The 16590-nt window shown below is 60.3% G+C and carries 13 protein-coding genes; 4 read left to right on the top strand and 9 right to left on the bottom strand.

The window, feature by feature from the left end:
* Positions 1-24: 24 nt before the first annotated feature.
* From ACNSPV_RS13640 to ACNSPV_RS13625, 4 genes are all read left to right on the top strand, one after another.
* Positions 25-195 (top strand): FeoB-associated Cys-rich membrane protein, encoded by a 171-nt coding sequence (locus ACNSPV_RS13640; protein ID WP_348585130.1) that lies wholly within the window; start codon positions 25-27, stop codon positions 193-195.
* A 107-nt stretch (positions 196-302) separates the two neighbouring features.
* Positions 303-707, top strand: coding sequence for a metal-dependent transcriptional regulator (locus ACNSPV_RS13635; RefSeq protein ID WP_348585131.1), 405 nt, complete (start codon positions 303-305; stop codon positions 705-707).
* Positions 704-2434, top strand: coding sequence for an ABC transporter ATP-binding protein/permease (locus ACNSPV_RS13630; protein ID WP_348585132.1), 1731 nt, complete (start codon positions 704-706; stop codon positions 2432-2434). Before ACNSPV_RS13635 ends, ACNSPV_RS13630 begins: the two co-directional genes overlap by 4 nt.
* Before the next feature lie 2 nt (positions 2435-2436).
* The gene (locus ACNSPV_RS13625) at positions 2437-4107 is read left to right on the top strand and encodes an ABC transporter ATP-binding protein (protein WP_348585133.1); all 1671 of its coding nucleotides are present in this window, start codon (positions 2437-2439) and stop codon (positions 4105-4107) included.
* Positions 4108-4173: 66 nt separating this feature from the next.
* On the opposite strand, the gene ACNSPV_RS13620 is transcribed toward ACNSPV_RS13625, so the two are convergent.
* The 9 genes from ACNSPV_RS13620 to tig all read right to left on the bottom strand — a co-directional run bounded on the left by ACNSPV_RS13620 (position 4174) and on the right by tig (position 16571).
* The gene (locus tag ACNSPV_RS13620; RefSeq protein ID WP_348585135.1) at positions 4174-5187 is read right to left on the bottom strand and encodes an SGNH/GDSL hydrolase family protein; all 1014 of its coding nucleotides are present in this window, start codon (positions 5185-5187) and stop codon (positions 4174-4176) included.
* 205 nt (positions 5188-5392) lie between these two features.
* Positions 5393-7129 (bottom strand): class I adenylate-forming enzyme family protein, encoded by a 1737-nt coding sequence (locus ACNSPV_RS13615; RefSeq protein WP_348585136.1) that lies wholly within the window; start codon positions 7127-7129, stop codon positions 5393-5395.
* 219 nt (positions 7130-7348) lie between these two features.
* A complete protein-coding gene (locus tag ACNSPV_RS13610; protein ID WP_348585137.1) occupies positions 7349-8278 on the bottom strand; it encodes an ATP-binding cassette domain-containing protein in 930 nt (309 codons plus the stop codon).
* Position 8279: 1 nt separating this feature from the next.
* Positions 8280-9332 carry an ABC transporter ATP-binding protein gene (locus ACNSPV_RS13605; RefSeq protein ID WP_348585138.1) on the bottom strand — a complete coding sequence of 351 codons (1053 nt, stop codon included), beginning with the start codon at positions 9330-9332 and terminating at the stop codon, positions 8280-8282.
* A gap of 12 nt (positions 9333-9344) precedes the next feature.
* Positions 9345-10376 carry an ABC transporter permease gene (locus tag ACNSPV_RS13600; protein ID WP_249237196.1) on the bottom strand — a complete coding sequence of 344 codons (1032 nt, stop codon included), beginning with the start codon at positions 10374-10376 and terminating at the stop codon, positions 9345-9347.
* Positions 10376-11317, bottom strand: coding sequence for an ABC transporter permease (locus ACNSPV_RS13595; RefSeq protein WP_339396122.1), 942 nt, complete (start codon positions 11315-11317; stop codon positions 10376-10378). The genes ACNSPV_RS13600 and ACNSPV_RS13595 overlap by 1 nt, the downstream gene beginning before the upstream one ends.
* A 777-nt stretch (positions 11318-12094) precedes the next feature.
* Positions 12095-14128, bottom strand: coding sequence for an ABC transporter substrate-binding protein (locus ACNSPV_RS13590; protein WP_348585139.1), 2034 nt, complete (start codon positions 14126-14128; stop codon positions 12095-12097).
* A gap of 148 nt (positions 14129-14276) precedes the next feature.
* On the bottom strand, positions 14277-15593 hold the full coding sequence (locus ACNSPV_RS13585) for a 4Fe-4S dicluster domain-containing protein (RefSeq protein ID WP_348585141.1): 1317 nt from the start codon (positions 15591-15593) through the stop codon (positions 14277-14279).
* 3 nt (positions 15594-15596) lie between these two features.
* On the bottom strand, positions 15597-16571 hold the full coding sequence (gene tig / locus ACNSPV_RS13580) for a trigger factor (RefSeq protein WP_348585143.1): 975 nt from the start codon (positions 16569-16571) through the stop codon (positions 15597-15599).
* Between the last annotated feature and the right edge of the window lie 19 nt (positions 16572-16590).

The following is a 16590-nucleotide window of genomic DNA, read 5'->3' as shown; positions in this document are numbered from 1 at the left end:
GTCTGCTGAAAGGAGAGATGCTTTATGATGGAATTTCTGGCAGCAAACTTTAATCTGTCTACGATCATTGTGGCAGTCATCGTGTTTGGCGGTGTGGGCTGGATCACATGGCACTCTCACAAGCATGGCGGCTGCGGTGGCTGCGGCGAGGGCGGCTGCAATGGTAATTGCGGCGGCTGCAGCGGCTGTCACTGATCGGTAAAAACCGCAAGGGGCGCGGGCTGGAACTTTCGGCTCGCGCCCTTTTTTCAAAAGAAAAAAGTTAGCCTTGAGTAACATCAAAACGAAAGAGAGTGATCGGGATGGAACTTACGTCGGCGCATCTGCGCTATCTGCTGGCGATCTACGAGGTCTCGCAGACCCATCTGGATATCAGCTCCCGCAGCATTGCGGAAAAGCTGGGGGTCACCAAGCCCTCAGTGGTGCGCATCATGAACCTGCTCATGGAGCATGGCATGATCGTAAAGGAGCATTACGGCAAGATCTACATGACCGACCGGGGCATCTGGGTGGCAAAGCAGGTGGACCGGCAGCTGAAAACGATCCTGACCCATTTCCCGCCGGTCGGCGAGCCGCTGTCAGAGGAGGAACGCTTTGCGGCGGCGCTGGCCATGACCAGTGCATTGCCGGAGCGCATCTTTACCGGCGAATACGAGCGTCTGTTCGGAACAGCGGCGGATGACACAGAAATGGAGAAAGCCCAGTGATCAACAAAAAATTGCTGTCCTTTGACCGCGGTGCACTGCGGTATGTGGAGCTGAATGTGCTGTTCCAGTGGCTGGGAATGCTGTGCAATGTGGTGTTTGTAAAGGCTGTTGCGGGGCTCATCGGTGCTGCCTTTGCAGGCAGCCTGACCAGCGCCCTGCTGTGGCAGCAGCTGGTGCTGTGCCTTGCTACGGTGCCGCTGCGCTTTGCCTGCACCATGCTGGCCTCCGGCATGAGCGACCGGGCGTCCAAAAACGTCAAGCGCACCCTGCGCAGCAGCATCTACGCAAAGCTTGCCCGCCTTGGCCCCAACTACACCGAGACGGCGGCCACCAGCGAGGTGGTGATGCTGGCCAGCGAAGGCGTGGAGCAGATCGATACCTATTTTGCAAAGTACCTGCCCCAGCTGTTCTACAGCCTGCTGGCGCCGCTTACCCTGTTCGCGCTGCTGGTGGGGGTGCACGCACGGTCTGCCATCATCCTGCTGTGCTGCGTGCCGCTGATCCCCATGTCCATCGTGGCGGTGCAGAAGTTTGCCAAAAAGCTGCTGGCGAACTACTGGGGCGAGTACACCACCCTTGGCGACAGCTTTCTGGAAAACATTCAGGGCCTGACCACCCTGAAGATCTATCAGGCAGACGGCTGGAAGCACGAGCAGATGAACGCGCAGGCTGAGCGCTTCCGCAGGATCACCATGAAGGTGCTCACCATGCAGCTGAACTCGGTGACACTGATGGACCTGATGGCCTACGGCGGTGCGGGCCTTGGCATCATCAGCGCGGTGGCTGCATTTGCGGCAGGCCGGCTGACCCTGACCGCCACATTGACCATCGTGCTGCTGGCGGCGGACTTCTTCCTGCCGCTGCGGCTGCTGGGCAGCTACTTCCACATTGCCATGAACGGCGCCGCTTCGGCAGAAAAGATCTTCCGGCTGCTGGCAGCGGAAGAGCCCGCCGACGGCGACCGCTTGCCCGGCGAAAACACCACCCTGCAGCTGGAGCATGTCACCTTTGGCTACGAAAAGGACCGCACGATCCTGAACGATGTATCGCTCACCATCCCGCAGGGCAGCTTTGTCTCGCTGGTGGGCGAGAGCGGCTGCGGCAAAAGCACGATCGCAGCGCTGCTGTCCGGCAGCCGCACCGGCTATACCGGCAGCGTGACGCTGGGCGGCGTGCCGGTGCAGGAGCTGCAGCAGGAACAGCGCCTGCGCACCCTGACGCTGGTGCCCCATAACGCCGCCATCTTCAAAGGCACAGTGGAGAGCAATCTGCGCATGGCAAAGCCGGATGCCTCCGAAACAGAGCTGTGGAACGCACTGGAACAGGTGAATCTGGCCGATTTCTGCCGCAGCCAGAACGGCCTGCAGACCGCCTTGCATGAGGGCGGCAGCAATCTTTCCGGCGGTCAGCGTCAGCGCCTTGCCATGGCCCGCGCCCTGCTGCATGATACGCCCATCTACCTGTTTGACGAAGCCACTTCCAATGTGGATGCCGAGAGCGAGAACGACATCATGCAGGCCATCCACAGCCTTGCCGGGAAAAAGACGATCATCCTGATCTCCCACCGTCTGGCAAACGTGGTGCACAGCGACTGCATCTATGCAATGAGCAATGGCCGTGTGATCGAGCAGGGCACCCACGCCGAGCTGCTGGCAAAGCAGGGGGCTTACAGCCGCCTGTATCTGGCACAGCGGCAGCTGGAAACACTGGAAGAGGAGGATGCCTGAGCATGAACAAGAGTGATCATCGCAGCCCCTTTGCCATTGTGGGGCGGCTTATCGTACTGGTAAAGCCCATGCTGCCCGTTATGCTGGCAGCGATCGTGATGGGGGTCGCAGGCCATTTCTGCGCCACCTTCATTACCATCTTTGGCGGCTTTGGCATCCTGCGTGCGCTGGGGCTTGCAAGCCCGGTGGGGACCGTGGGCACGGCCTTTGCCTGCATTCTGGTGTTTGCGCTGCTGCGCGGCGTTCTGCGCTACGCAGAGCAGGCGTCCAACCACTATATCGCCTTTAAGCTGCTGGCCCTGATCCGCGATAAGGTGTTCGGGGCGCTGCGCCGCCTGACCCCTGCAAAGCTGGAAGGCCGTGACCGCGGCGACCTGATCTCGCTCATCACGGCCGACATCGAGGCGCTGGAGGTGTTCTACGCCCACACCATTTCGCCCATCTGCATCGCGTGCATCTGCATCATCGGCATGACGGGCTTTGTGGGCAGCTGGCACATCCTGCCTGCACTGGTGCTGCTGGCGGGCTATCTGCTGGTGGGTGTGGCCCTGCCGGTGTGGAGCGCAAAGCGCGGCGACCGTGCCGCCCGGGAGTACCGTCAGGCACTGGCCGATACCAACAGCTATGTGCTGGAAAGCCTGCGGGGCCTGAAGGATACCCTGCAGTATCAGGACACCGCAGCCCGTGCCGAGGGCATCACGGCCCACAGTGAGACGCTGGGCGAAAAGCAGAAGTCTCTCAAGTACCGCGAGGGCCTGACCGTGGCCCTGACCAATACCCTGATCCTGCTCACGGTGCTGGCCGTGCTGGGCACCAGCCTGAGCCTTTACCAGAGCGGAAAACTGGGCGCCGAGGGGGTGCTGGTGTGCACCCTTTCGGCTCTGAGCTCCTTTGGCCCGGTGGTGGCACTGGCAAACCTTGGTGTGGGCCTGACGCAGGTGTTCGCCAGCGCCGACCGTGTTCTGGACCTGCTGGAGGAAGAGCCTGTCACTGCGGATGTGACCGACGGCACAGATACCGCCTTTGCGGGTGCTGCGGCAGAGCATGTGAGCTTTGCCTATGCCGAGGAAGAGATCCTGCATGACCTGAGCCTGACCATTCCGGAAAAGAAGATCGTGGGCATCACGGGCCGTTCGGGCAGCGGAAAGTCCACCTTCCTGCGGCTGCTGATGCGGTTCTGGGATGTGTCCGGCGGCAGCATCCGCTTTGGAGAACAGGACATCCGCCGGGTGAACACCGCCACTCTGCGTGCGCAGGAGAGCCTTGTGACCCAGGAGACCGAACTGTTCGATGACACCATCGGGAACAACATCCGCATTGCAAAGCGGGATGCCACCCGGGAAGAGGTGGAAGCGGCCTGCAAAAAAGCTGCACTGGATGGCTTCATCCGCAGCCTGCCCAAGGGCTATGACACCCCGGTGGGGGAGCTGGGCGGTGCCCTTTCCGGCGGCGAGCGTCAGCGCATCGGTGTGGCGCGTGCGTTCCTGCACGATGCGCCGTTTCTGCTGCTGGACGAGCCTACCTCCAATCTGGACAGCCTGAACGAGGGGGTCATCCTTAAGGCTGTGCGGGCAGAGTGCAAAGACAAAACGGTGCTGCTGGTCTCCCACCGAAAGTCTACCATGGCGGCGGCAGACATCAGCTTTTCGGTGGAAAGCGGCCGCCTGAGCTGAAAACGGGTTCTACAAAGAAACAGCCGGTCTCCTGTGCGGAGGCCGGCTGTTTTTGGTCATAAAGAATTACTGGATCGCATTCAGGATCTGCTGTGCAATGTACTTGTGGCCTTTGACGGTGGGGTGGCCGTCCGCAGCGGTCTGGGTGCGGGGAATGTCCACATAGATCAAGCCTTCCTGTGCGGCAAGGTCTTTGGCAAAGCGGTTCAGTTTGCTGAAATAGCGGTTCCATGCGGGCAGCAGAGGCACGGGATTGGTGTAACCCAGCAGCACGATTTTGGCATCCGGGTTCAGCGCGCGGATACTGGCCACGATCTGCGGCAGGCTGTTGGTCACATTGGTATAGGCCTGATTGCAGATCTCATCCATGCCGCGGAACAGCAGGCGGTTGGTGGCGCGGCTCTCGTCAAAGGTAAGGGTCATACGGTTCAGCGCTTCGAGAAAGAGCCCCAGCTTCTGGAAGTTGAAATCACGCAGGGCACCGCTGACCATCAGCCCGGCCAGCTGCTCACTCTTCCAGTTGGTGGCCTCGCCCAGACCTACGATGCAGGGCACCAGCGCGTCGTTGGAGCCGATCTGGATGGAAATGATATCGGCCTTGCGCAGATACTCCTGATATTCCGGGTAGACGTAGTACGAGCCGGAAGCCTGATTCATCTTGGGCATGGCGCTGCTTTGCACCATATCCACCATGTCAGGGCTCATCAGGCTGGGCAGGCCCAGATTGATGGCGTGCTGGCGGTCCAGCCCAAGGCCCTTGCCCACAAGGGCGGTATAGCACTGGGAAGAGTAGCCCTCGAAGTTTGGCCGGAGATCGTAGCCGATCTGGGCGATGTTGTATTTCATATCGGCAAGGCCGACACCGGAGGTGATGCTGTCGCCCAGCGCCACATAGGTGAGCTGCGGCTCCGGTTCGCCGGCTGTCTGGGCATCGACGGACGCTGCGGCCTGTTCCTGCTGCACTTCTGCTGCTTCGGCGGCAGGCAGCTCTGTCTGTTCGTCGGCAGCAAATGCAGGCATGGCCAGCAGCACAAGCGCTGCCGCTGCGGCCAGAAAGCTGGCAAATTTTTTGTTTTTCATTGAGATTCCTTCTTTCCGGAATGACTGCACCTGTGCGGCACAGCTGTTGTCTCTATGATAAAATGGAAAGTAAAAATTGTCAACTGACAAAATTCAAAAAATTGCGGTCATCGCTGCGCCCGTATTCTGCGGTTTCTTCCATACAAAAAAGCTCCCCCTTGCGGGAGAGCTCAGTGTCTGAAAAACGATAGGGTGATGTTCAGGATCAATAATCGCGGGGAGTGATCTCTTCCTCCAGCTTGCGGTAGTCCACCTTACCAACGGGGGTCATCGGCATTTCACTGATGAACTTGTAGCTCACCGGCTGCACGTACTCCGGCAGCTCTTCCTTGCACAGCTGGCGCAGCTCGCGCACGATCTGGCGCTTCTTTTTGTCGGCCTCCGGGTCCAGCACCACGTAGACGAAGGGCAGGCGGCCCTGCACATGGTCCTTATCGGTGCAGCCTACCACCGAGCACTGATGCACAGCCGGATGGCGGCTGATGACGTTCTCGATCATGGACGGGAACACCTTGAAGCCGTCGTGACGGATGATCATGCGCTTGATGCGGGAGTCCAGATACACAAAGCCGTCCTCGTCCATGTAGCCGACATCGCCGGTGTGTGCCCAGATCTGGCCGTCTGCATGGCGGCGCAGGATCATATCGGTCTCATCGGGCTTATTGTAGTAGCCCTTCATGACGGTGGGGGTGCAGATGCAGATCTCGCCGCGCTCCCCGATGGGCAGCTCGGTCTCGGTGCCGGGCTCGAAGATGGACACCACCGTATTCAGCATGGGGATGCCCACGCTGCCGGGCTTGGTCACATTGCCGGCGGCAACGGTAGCGGCAGAAGCGACTTCGGTCATGCCGTAGCCCTTGGCCAGCGGATACTCCACGTTGTGTGCCTTCAGGAACTCGTTCACGGTCAGCTCAGCGCCCAGCGGCAGCGAGTCGCCGCCAGCGGCATAGTTGCGGATGAAGGAGAGATCCTTCTTCTTCTTGAGCAGCGGAGAAGCTGCCATCTGCTGGTAGTGAGCCGGAACGCCGAACATGTGCTCGGGCTTGTGCTTCCAGATCAGTGCGCCCAGCTTGTCGGGGTCCAGATTGGGGATAATGACGACGTGCAGGCCCATGACCAGCGGCATATGCACGCCGCAGGCGTAGCCGTAGGCAATGAACGGAGGCATAACGTTCATCAGCTTCTGGCCGCGGCAGAACAGGTTGCTCTGGGCAATGAATTCGTGGGCCAGAGAGTTGAAGCTGTCGTCGGTCAGCATAACGCCCTTGGGCGAACCGGTGGTGCCGCCGGTGTGCACCACCACGCAGGCGTGCTGCGGGTCGTAGGGTTCGGCGTTCATGCTCTGATCCTTGCCCTGTGCAATAAAGTCCTTCCAGTGGATCACGTTGGACTTGTAGCGGTTCTTATCGGGGTTAGTCAGCTTGTAGCCGACGGCCAGATGCAGCGGCAGGGAGTCTGCGGGGCTGATGACCAGAACGCGCTCCACATTGGTGCGCTTTTCTGCCTTGTGGCAGCGCTCATAGGTCACATTCAGGCAGATCAGCAGGCGGGAATCTACCTCCTCGATGTACTCGTGGATGCCCTCAACGCTGTAGCGCGGGTCCACCAGATTCAGCGTTGCGCCGATCATATCGACAGCGTAGAAGGCGTAGATCACCTCGGGGGTCATCACGCTGACGACGGTGATGATGTCGCCCTTCTTCACGCCGAGAGCACGGAAGGCAGCAGCGGTTTTCTTGACATTCACAAAGAGGTCTGCAAAGGTGAATTTGCGGCCATAATACTCCAGAGCGGTCTCGCTCAGATGGTTCTTGTTCTGATGGCAGAGATACTCAAAGGCGCTGCACTTGGGCAGAGGCATGTCGATGTATTTCTGGTCGTAGTACTTCAGCCAGGGCTTCGCAGTGGACGCATAGAGCGGTTCACGCTGTTCAGTAGTCATAGAATAAAGTCCTCTTTTCTTTCTTCTTTTCATTGCTAAAAGCCGACAGCTTTGCAAGAAAGATGAAAGCCGCCGGTCAGATCACGCAAATAACTCAAAAATTAGAATCAACGATGCAGTCTCTATTGTAGTGGAGCCGCCTGAGAATGTCAAGAAATAAACTATGAACGTTGCGTAAAAGTGCCGTAAAACAACGATTCCTCCCGAAATGTCGGGGGGTCAGCGCGGCAGCCACTGCTCCGCTTCGGCGGCGCTGCACAGCACAAAATGCTCAGGCCGCAGCTCGCGCCACTGAGGGGTCTCTCTGGAGTAGTCGTGCATGGCAGGGTCGTAGACCAGAAGCTTTTTCTGCCGCTCCCGGCGGGGGTCCGGCATGGGAATGGCGGAAAGCAGGCTGCGGGTGTAGGGGTGGATGGCGTGGGCCGTCAGCTCTTCGGCCCCGGCCAGCTCCACGATGCGGCCCTTGTGGATCACGGCGATGCGGTCGGAGATGTAGCGCATCACGGACAGGTCGTGGGCGATGAACAGATAGGTGATGCCGCGTTCTTTTTGTAAATGGCGCAAAAGGTTCAGCACCTGCGCGCGGATGGACATATCCAGTGCGCTGATGGGCTCATCGGCAACGATGAACTCCGGCTCCACGATCAGCGCCCGGGCGATACCGATGCGCTGGCGCTGTCCGCCGGAAAACTCGTGAGGGAAGCGGGAAGCAAATTCCGGCAGCAGGCCCACGTCCCGCAAAGCCTGCCTCACCCGCTCCTCCCGCTGGGCGGCGGTGAGGTCGGGCCGGACGTTCTGCAGGCCCTCGCCCACGATATAGCTCACCTTTGCGCGCTCGTTCAGCGAGGACTGCGGGTCCTGAAAGATCATCTGGATCTCCTTGATGATCTGTCGGTCCAGCTGATGGCTGATCCTGCCGTTGATCTTCTGGCCTTTATAAAGGATGTCACCGCCGGAGGTGGGCAGGATGCGCAGGATGGCCCGGCCGATGGTGGTCTTGCCGCTGCCGCTTTCGCCCACAAGGCCGAAGGTCTCGCCCTTATAAATTTTAAAGCTGGCGTCCCGCACGGCATGATAGGTGCTGCGGCCGGAGCCGTAGGTCACGTTCAGGTGGTTCACTTCCACAAGAACTTCGCGTTCATTTTCCATCTTACAGCCCCTCCTCTCGCAGCATTTTCACCGCAGCAGGCGGCTCGATCTTGGGTGCCCGGGGGTCCAGCAGCCATGTCTTGGCCTTGTGGGTGGGGGATACGGTAAAGTAGGGCGGGCGCCTGACAAAATCGATCTTGAGCGCCTGCGGGTTGCGGGGCGCAAAGGCGTCGCCGCGGATCTCTGCAAACAGGTTCGGCGGTGTGCCCACGATGTTGAACAGGTCCTCGCCCTTCACGCCCATCTGGGGCATACTGGACAGCAGTGCCCATGTATAGGGGTGGCGGGGGTCGTAGTAGATCTCGTCGGCGGTGCCGATCTCCACGATGTCGCCCGCGTACATCACGGCGACCCGGTCGGCAATGTTGGCCACCACGCCCAGATCGTGGGTGATGAGCAGGATGGTCAGATCGTACTTGACCTGCATTTTTTTGAGCAGCTGCAAAATCTGGGCCTGAATGGTCACATCCAGTGCGGTGGTGGGCTCATCGCAGATGAGAATTTTGGGGCTGCAGGCCGCTGCAATGGCGATCACCACCCGCTGGCGCATCCCGCCGGAGAACTCGTGCGGGTACTGCTTAAAGCGCTTTTCCGGCTCCGAGATGCCCACATCCCGCAGGTATCCCAGCGTCTTTTCCCTTGCGGCAGCGCCCTTCAGGCCCTGATGCAGGGTGACGGCTTCCATGATCTGTGCCCCGATGGTCTTCAGCGGGTTCAGGCTGGTCATGGGGTCCTGCATGACCATGGCGATCTCCCGGCCGCGTACCCGCAGCCAGTCCTTTTCGGTTCTGAGGTCAGAAAGGCGCAGCGGCTTGCCGTCCGCCATGCCGTAGTAATCGATGGTGCCCCCGGTGATGGAGCCGTTGGCGTCCAGAAGGCCCATGAAGCTCTTGGTGAACACGCTCTTGCCGGAGCCGCTCTCGCCCACGATGGCGAGCACTTCGCCCTGATAGAGGTCGAGATCGATGCCCCGGATGGCGTGCAGAATCTTTCCACGCAGATCGAACTGGATGTTGACATCTTTTGCGGAGAGAATGAGCGGGTGATGTTCCATGATATCCCCTCCTTACTGCAGATGGTTCTTCGGGTCGGCGGCGTCCGAGAAGGCGTTGCCGATCAGGTAGAACGCAATGGTGACAAAGCTCAGGATGAGGGTGGGGTACAGCAGCTGGTAGCGCAGCCCGGCCTGCATCATCACCTTGCGGCCATCGTTGACCAGATTGCCCAGCGAAGGCGTCTCCACCGAAAGCCCGAGGCCGATGTAGGTGATGAACACCTCGTTGCCGATGGCTTCCGGGATGGTGAGGGCCATGCGCAGCATGATGACCGAGACGAGATAGGGCAGCAGGTTGCGCAGTACGATGCGCACAGTGGGCGTGCCGAGGCAACGGGACGCTACATTATAATCCCGGTCGCGGATAATGAGGATCTGGTTGCGGATGAAGCGTGCCATTTCGATCCAGCCCTTGATGGCCATGCCAAGGACCATGGTCCAGATGCTGGGCGTTGCCACGTAAGAGATCAGGATCAGCACAATGGCGGTGGGGATGTTATCAAAGATGTTGTACAACTCGGTGAACACGGGGTCCAGCCCGCGCACATAGCCCCACAGCACACCGGCGGTGATGCCCACCACCGCTTCAATGAGGGCCACGAAAAAGGCGATGGTCAGGCTGGTGCGTGCACCGGCCCAGATGCGTGCCCACAGGTCCTGTCCGATGGAGTTGGAACCCCAGATAAAGCCGTCCTGTCCGGGGGCAATGTTGCGGTACTGGATGCCGGTGGCGGGGTCCACGGCGCAGAGGTTCGGGTCTGCCTGACCGGGCAGGTGGGGCTGGATGAAGGCAAAGGCCACCACAGCGGCCAGCGCCACCAGTAGAACCACCGCGAACCTGTTCTTGAAGAAAGCGCGGAAGGTGCTGCCCCAGTAGCTGTAGTTGGAGCTGGCAGTGGCTTCGGCCTGCGCCTCGCTGAACCCGGCGGGGGTGAACAGCTCGTCTTCGGGCAGAGCCTCCCATCCGGCAGTGTGCTGTGCCTGCGCGGCATTGAGCTTGTCTTCCAGCAGCCGGGAGCGTTCACGTTTGAGAAAAGAGAGCATCAGCGGCCACCTTCCTTCCTGCCAAAGTGGATGCGGGGGTCCAGGAGAACCATGAGCACATCGCCCAAAATCAGGCCGATGATGCCCACGCAGGCATACAGCAGCACAATGCCCTGCACCATGGTGTTGTCGTGGCGCTGCACGCAGGTGACCAGCAGACCGCCCATGCCCGGGATGCTGTACAGGCTCTCGATGTAAATGGAGCCGACGACGGTGTTCAGGAATGCGGAGGGGATGTACTGCACCAGCGGCACCATGGCGTTGCGGAAGACGTGATGCAGGGCAATGCCGCTCTCGCTCACGCCCTTGGCTCGGGCCAGCTTTACGTAATCCTTGTTGCTTTCGTCTACCATGTAGCGGCGCAGCCACATGGCGTAGAACGCAAGGTTTGCAAGGCTCATGCTGCACACCGGCAGCACCCAATAGCGCCAGTCGGCGGCATCGAACAGCAGGCCCACGCCCATGGCGGTGGTGCCGTACATCTGAATGTACAAAAAGTACACGGCGGCAGGCACGGCCTGAATGAGCACGATGACGGCTGTGCCCAGCTTATCCGGCCAGCGGCCCTTGCACCGGCCCATGACAAGGCCCAGCGGGATGCCGAAGATCAGGCTGAGCAGCATGGCCAGCACACCCATTTCGATGGAAATGGGCAGCTTCTGGGCAAGGATCTTGGTCACGGGGGCGTTGAGCTTGTAAATGTGGCTCACGCCCAGATCACCGTGCAGTGCGTCCCGCCAGAAATGGCCGATCTGCACCGGCAGCGGGTCCAGCAGACCCATGGACTGCAGTCCGGCCTGGATCTGTGCCTCGGTCATTTTTTCGTAGTTGGCAAAATAGCCCTCTACCGGCATGAGCCGCAGCAGGCAGAACACCAGCGTCACGATGATGAACAGGGTCAGGATCGAGCGCCCGATGCGTTTTGCGAGATATGGCACCATCGCTGTGCACCTCACTTTTCGATTGAAATACAGATACCTATAGAATACCGCAATTTTTTACGTTTGGAAAGGGATTTGTGAGTTTTTGCGGGAAAATGGGGTGAGGAACGATTCAAAATGGCCTCCGCTTGCGCTCTGGCCATATTCAGCGGAAAAAATATTTTTAATTCGCGTTTGTCGCGGCCTGCGAGAACTTGTCGGGGCGAGGCCCCTCCATCTGCTAACGCAGACCGCTCCTCCGCTTAAAAGCCCCACTGGGGCTTTTATTGCTGCGCAACCGCGACCTACTCCAAACGCTGCTTTCACCAGTGGGGTCGTAGACCGGATACAGTAGATGCACACTTTACCGACCTTGCCCTCTCCGCCAGCGGCCTAGCCCTCTCAGTCATCGCTGCGCGATGCCAGATTCCCCTTTTTGTCACCTGCGGTGACATCTTCCCCCGGCCGGGGGAAGTCTTTCCTCAAAGGGGGAACCCTTGGCAGTCCACGCAAAGTTCATCTCTTTGCCAGGGCCTCTCCCTTTGGGAGAGGTGGATGCGAACGCAGTGAGCGGATGGAGAGGGTGAGGACGCTCCCCGCAGCGCGGATGTTTCCGCAGGAAACCAGCGCTGCAAATGCCGCTTTCCTCCACGACTCTACCCGTGAAAATGCAATGCCGGACAGCCCGCAGGCTGTCCGGCATTGCTCTAATTAAAATAATTCTTCCTCTGAATATGGCTAGAGCGAAGCGGAAGCCATTCAAAATCGTCCGTCCTGCATTGCCGCAGGCACTGCGGCTCACCGCGCGTCGCGGTTGGCATTGTACTCCTCCATGGAAACGTAATGGTCGAGGATGTGCACGCCCTTCAGGCGGTTGGTGGACAGGCCCGTGGGAGCGTACTGGCCTTCCCACAGGTTCAGGCGGGTGGCGATGTACGGCGGCACCGGCATCCCCAGCGGGATGACCAGCGCGTTCTGGATGAGGAAGGCTTCGGCATCCGCAAAGGCGTCATACCGGGCATCCAGATCCTCGGTGATGGTCTTTGCCTTCTCCACCAGAGACATGTACTGCATCACAAGTTCGGCGGTCTCGCCGGTCACGATGCCGTCCTCCACGCCGGTGCGCAGGAAGCTGTAGCAGGTGCCGCGGTCGCCGGCTTCCTGATAGAAGGGGTACACCTCGGTTTCGGGGTCGGAGTAATCGGCACCCCAGTAGTAGGACATCAGCTGGTAGGCACCCACCCGGCGCACCGCGTTCAGGAAGTTGTCGGAGGGGCCCTGGGTGATGATGATGTTCACAAAGTCGAAGCCGTCGTTCAGCACGCTCTCCACCTGCTGCTTGAACACCTGACACTGCTTGTCCCAGTCCACCACGGCGGGGTTGTAGGGGTACTGCACCTTGATGGGGAAGGTGACACCGGCAGCCGTCAGTTCTTCCACTGCGGCATCGCGGTACTGCTTGGCGGTGGCTTCGTCAAAGAAATCGGACAGGCCTGCCAGCCCGCCGCACTCAGTATAATCCACGCCCTTGCTGTTGGCGCAGAAGGAAGGCGGGGTGATGGTGTGCAGCTTATAGTTTTCGTAGCCCTCGGGCGCAGTGACGGCCAGCGTGACGGAGGGATTGATGGCATACAGGAACGCCTTGCGGAAGTTGGTGGAGTTGATGGCTTTGGCCCAGTTGTCCGGCTCATATTCAGCGTCCACGCCGGTCACGGTCCAGTTGGAGAATTCGTGGCGGTAGGGCAGGAAGTTGAAGATGTAGAAATAGCTCTTGCCGGTCTCCGGGCGCTCCATGGACACCATATCTCTGGTGGTGTCATCGGCCAGCCAGCTGTCCAGAATGTCCGAGCTGATGGTGGCCTGATCGATCTCGCCGCGCTTGACCATCTCCGGGCCGCTGATGAGCTCTTCCTGATTGTAGATGTAGCGCACCGTATCGATATAAACGCTGTCGGCATCGTAGTTCTCGGGGTTCTTCTTCATCACCCAGTTTTCCAGCGGGGTGTACTCGGCCAGATAGAACGCGCCGCAACTGCAGGCGGTCTCGGCACTGGTGCAGAACTGGTCGGCAAACTCCTCCAGCAGCGGGCCGTAGGCGGGCTCGTAGGGGGCGTAGCTGAGCAGGCTGAGGAAGCCCGGAAAATCAAAGTTCAGGGTGTAGGTCAGGGTGTGCTTGTCCACAGCCTTGACCCCCACAGCACTGAAATCCACAGCCGGGTACGCAGTGGCAGTGCCGTCCGCAGCGGTGGCCGTCACAGTGCCGTTTGGGTCGATGGCGTAGGTGGTGCCGTCCTCGGCCACGGTGCCGTTGTTGGCGTTGTTGCGGTAGACACAGTAGTTGTAATAATCATCCGCACCGGCCACATAGGGGGTGACAAGGCTTGCAGTGGAGGAAGCATAGTCCGGGTTCAGCACATAGGCCAGCGCATCCACAAAATCCTGCGCGGTCACAGGGCCCAGCACCTCGCCATTGCAGTCCACCCAGTTCTCGTCCCGCAGGTGGAAGGTCCAGGTCAGGCTGTCGGCGTCCCATTCCCACGCAGTGGCAAGGCCCTCCCGGATCTTGCCGCGGTTGTCGTATTCCACCAGTGTGTCGATGCACTGGGTGCCGTGGTAGAGGTCCGGGTCGGCAGAGCAGACCAGATAGTTCAGGGTGGCGGGCTGGCGGGAGTACAGCACGGTATAGGTGGAGCTGCTGCCGGAAGCGCCGGTGCTGCCGCCATTGGAAGCGGAGGAGCCGCCGCAGCTGCTCAGCAGACCGGCAGCTGCAGCAGAAAGGGCGGCTGCACCGCTGCCCTTCAGGAACTGACGGCGGGAAATGGAATGACGCATAGTGTGATCCCTCTTTCTTCTAGCTCTAGCATTTGTGTGCTCTGAAAAAAGGGAGTAACGGAACACACATCCGTTACCCCCTTTGTAACAGTCCATTGCCGCACAAAGGGCGGCTTTATGGTCAGTATAGCATTGAATCGACGCGCCGTCAATCGTTTTTCGGCGCTACGGCTTCGGGTGCCTCGTCCGGCAGCGTGGGTGCGGGCTTGGCAGGCGTCACGGCACTGATGACCGAACCGGCTGCAGCCGGGACAGCGGCTTCGGCGGGGACCGCTGCGGCCTCGGCGGAAACAGCGGCACCGGCTTCTTCCGCTGCCTTTGCGGCCTCCTCGGCAGCCTTTTTGGCCTCCCGCTCCTCCCGCAGCTGCTTTGCCCGGGCGGCGGCTTCCTCCTGCCGCTTTTTGGTGCGTGCCTTGATGCGGCACACGGTGCACACGCCCTCCGCACTGTCCGGCGCAATGGGCTTGCCGCACTCTTTGCACAGGGTCTTGCGGCATTTGTAGACGCTCACCGGGCCAAGGGTGGTCAGCTGGCGCAGCTTCATGCCATCGATGCCGTGGTTCGAGCAGGATGCCACGCACACCTCGCATTCGCTGCACTTCCACGGCGTGATGACGATGCGGGTCTGGCCGTCGGGCAGGTCCTCCAGCTTCAGCGCACCGGCGCGGCAGGCCTTTTCACACTTGCCGCAGCCAAAGCATTTGTCGGTGAAGTTGGGCAGATAGTAGCCGTACTTCAGCGGCGTGTCCATGGCCGCTTTCAGCTGCTTTGTGCGCTGGTGCAGCAAAAGGCGGAAATCCACACCGCCGTCGTCCTCGCTGCGCAGGCCGGGCAGCAGCTGCAGCAGCTTTTTGGTGCCGCTCTTAGAGCCGTGGCTCACCTGCTCGAACATTTCGCGGCGGCTCAGCTCCTTTACGTGATAGGGCGCTTCGTCCTGCTCGTAGGCCAGCGTGAACCGTGCCTCGAACATGGGCTGACCAAAGAAATCCACAAGCCTTGTCAGCTCCTTGCGCAGCTGGGCGGCGCACAGGTCGTTCTCACACTCACCGCAGGGGGTCAGGTCCAGTACGATCTTTTTGTTCAGGGCAAGGTAGGCCAGCGTCTCCCATGTGAGGGCAGAGATGCAGGCGCGCACCATGGAATTTTTGCGGGCGGACTTTTCGCAGCCGATCCAGATGGTGTCATTGTCGGTATCGGCGGCAGAGGTGTCCCGCTGCACCTGCTCCGGCGAAGGGATGATGCAGCCGCTGCGGCAGGCAGAAACGCACAGGCCGCACTCGGTGCAGGGGTCCCAGTCCTTGACGAGGTTCGGACGGGTAAAGATCTGTTCGCCATAGGGGCAGATATCCTTGCACTCGGTGCAGGGCTTACGATGAGGATGCAGGTTCCAGCACTGGCGGCGGTTGATCTCGGGATGGGTAGTTTTCATCAGCATATCCATCGCGGTGCGTGTAAAAAAGCCCATAATTTACTCCCCTTCCACAACAGAAGTGATATTTGCATGTTCGATCAGAAAGCGCTGTACCTTCTGGGTGGTCACGGCAGAGGCCACAGCGTCCCGGCTGAGCACTTTGCGGATCTCAGGTTCCGGGGTGTCGTGCAGCTTGGCAAGGCGGGCGTATTCGGCGTCCACCTCGGCGTTGGACACGGTGATCTGCTCTGCTTCGGCAATGGCCCGCACCGCAAGGATGCTGCGCATCTTGCGCTCCGCATCCCGGCGGAAGGCGGCACGCACCCCGTCCGGTGTGGTCTGGCCTGCCTTGCAGTACAGCTCCATGGTCATCTTGCTGCGGCGCAGCCGGTCGCGCAGGGCGTTCATGTCCCGCTCTGCGTTCTGATCCAGAATGGCGTCGTTCAGCTCCGCCGTCAGGTTCGCCCCGGCCATGTCCAGCAGGGCGGCACCGGCAATGCGGTCGGCGTTGGCCTCGTGGGAGCGGCGCTTCTTTTCGCGGATGCTCTCTTTCAGCGCATCCACCGAGTCAAAGCCCAGCGTTCCGGCAAAGGCGTCATCCAGCGGCACGATCTGCTTTTGCTCCACGGTGTGCAGGGCAATGGCGAACTGCGCCGTTTTGCCGGAAAGCTCCGGCACCCGGAACTCGGCGGGGTAGGTAAAATCGAACCGGAAATCCTCACCTGCCTTGTGGCCGTAGACCGCGTTTTCGGCGGCGGGCATCAGCTGGCCGGTGCCCAGCACCACCGTGACGTTTTCCATCCGGCTGTCCGGGATGGGGACTCCGTCCAGAAAACCCTCAAAATCCAGCGTTACACGCATCCCGCGTGCAGCGGGCAGCTCCACCGGTACAAAGGGGGCATGGGTGCGGGTGAGGTTCGAGGCCTCCAGCTCCACGGCTTTTTCAGACACCGGGCGCACCCGGCGGGTAAAGTCCAGCCCTTTGTACTGGCCCAGCGTGACCTTGGGCAGGGCGCTTGCATTCTGTTCCATCGAAAAAGACTCCTTTTAT

This window comes from Faecalibacterium sp. 3, from assembly GCF_048323735.1.
Classification (GTDB): Bacteria; Bacillota; Clostridia; order Oscillospirales; family Ruminococcaceae; genus Faecalibacterium; species Faecalibacterium wellingii.
This window is presented reverse-complemented; position numbering and strand designations above follow the sequence as displayed.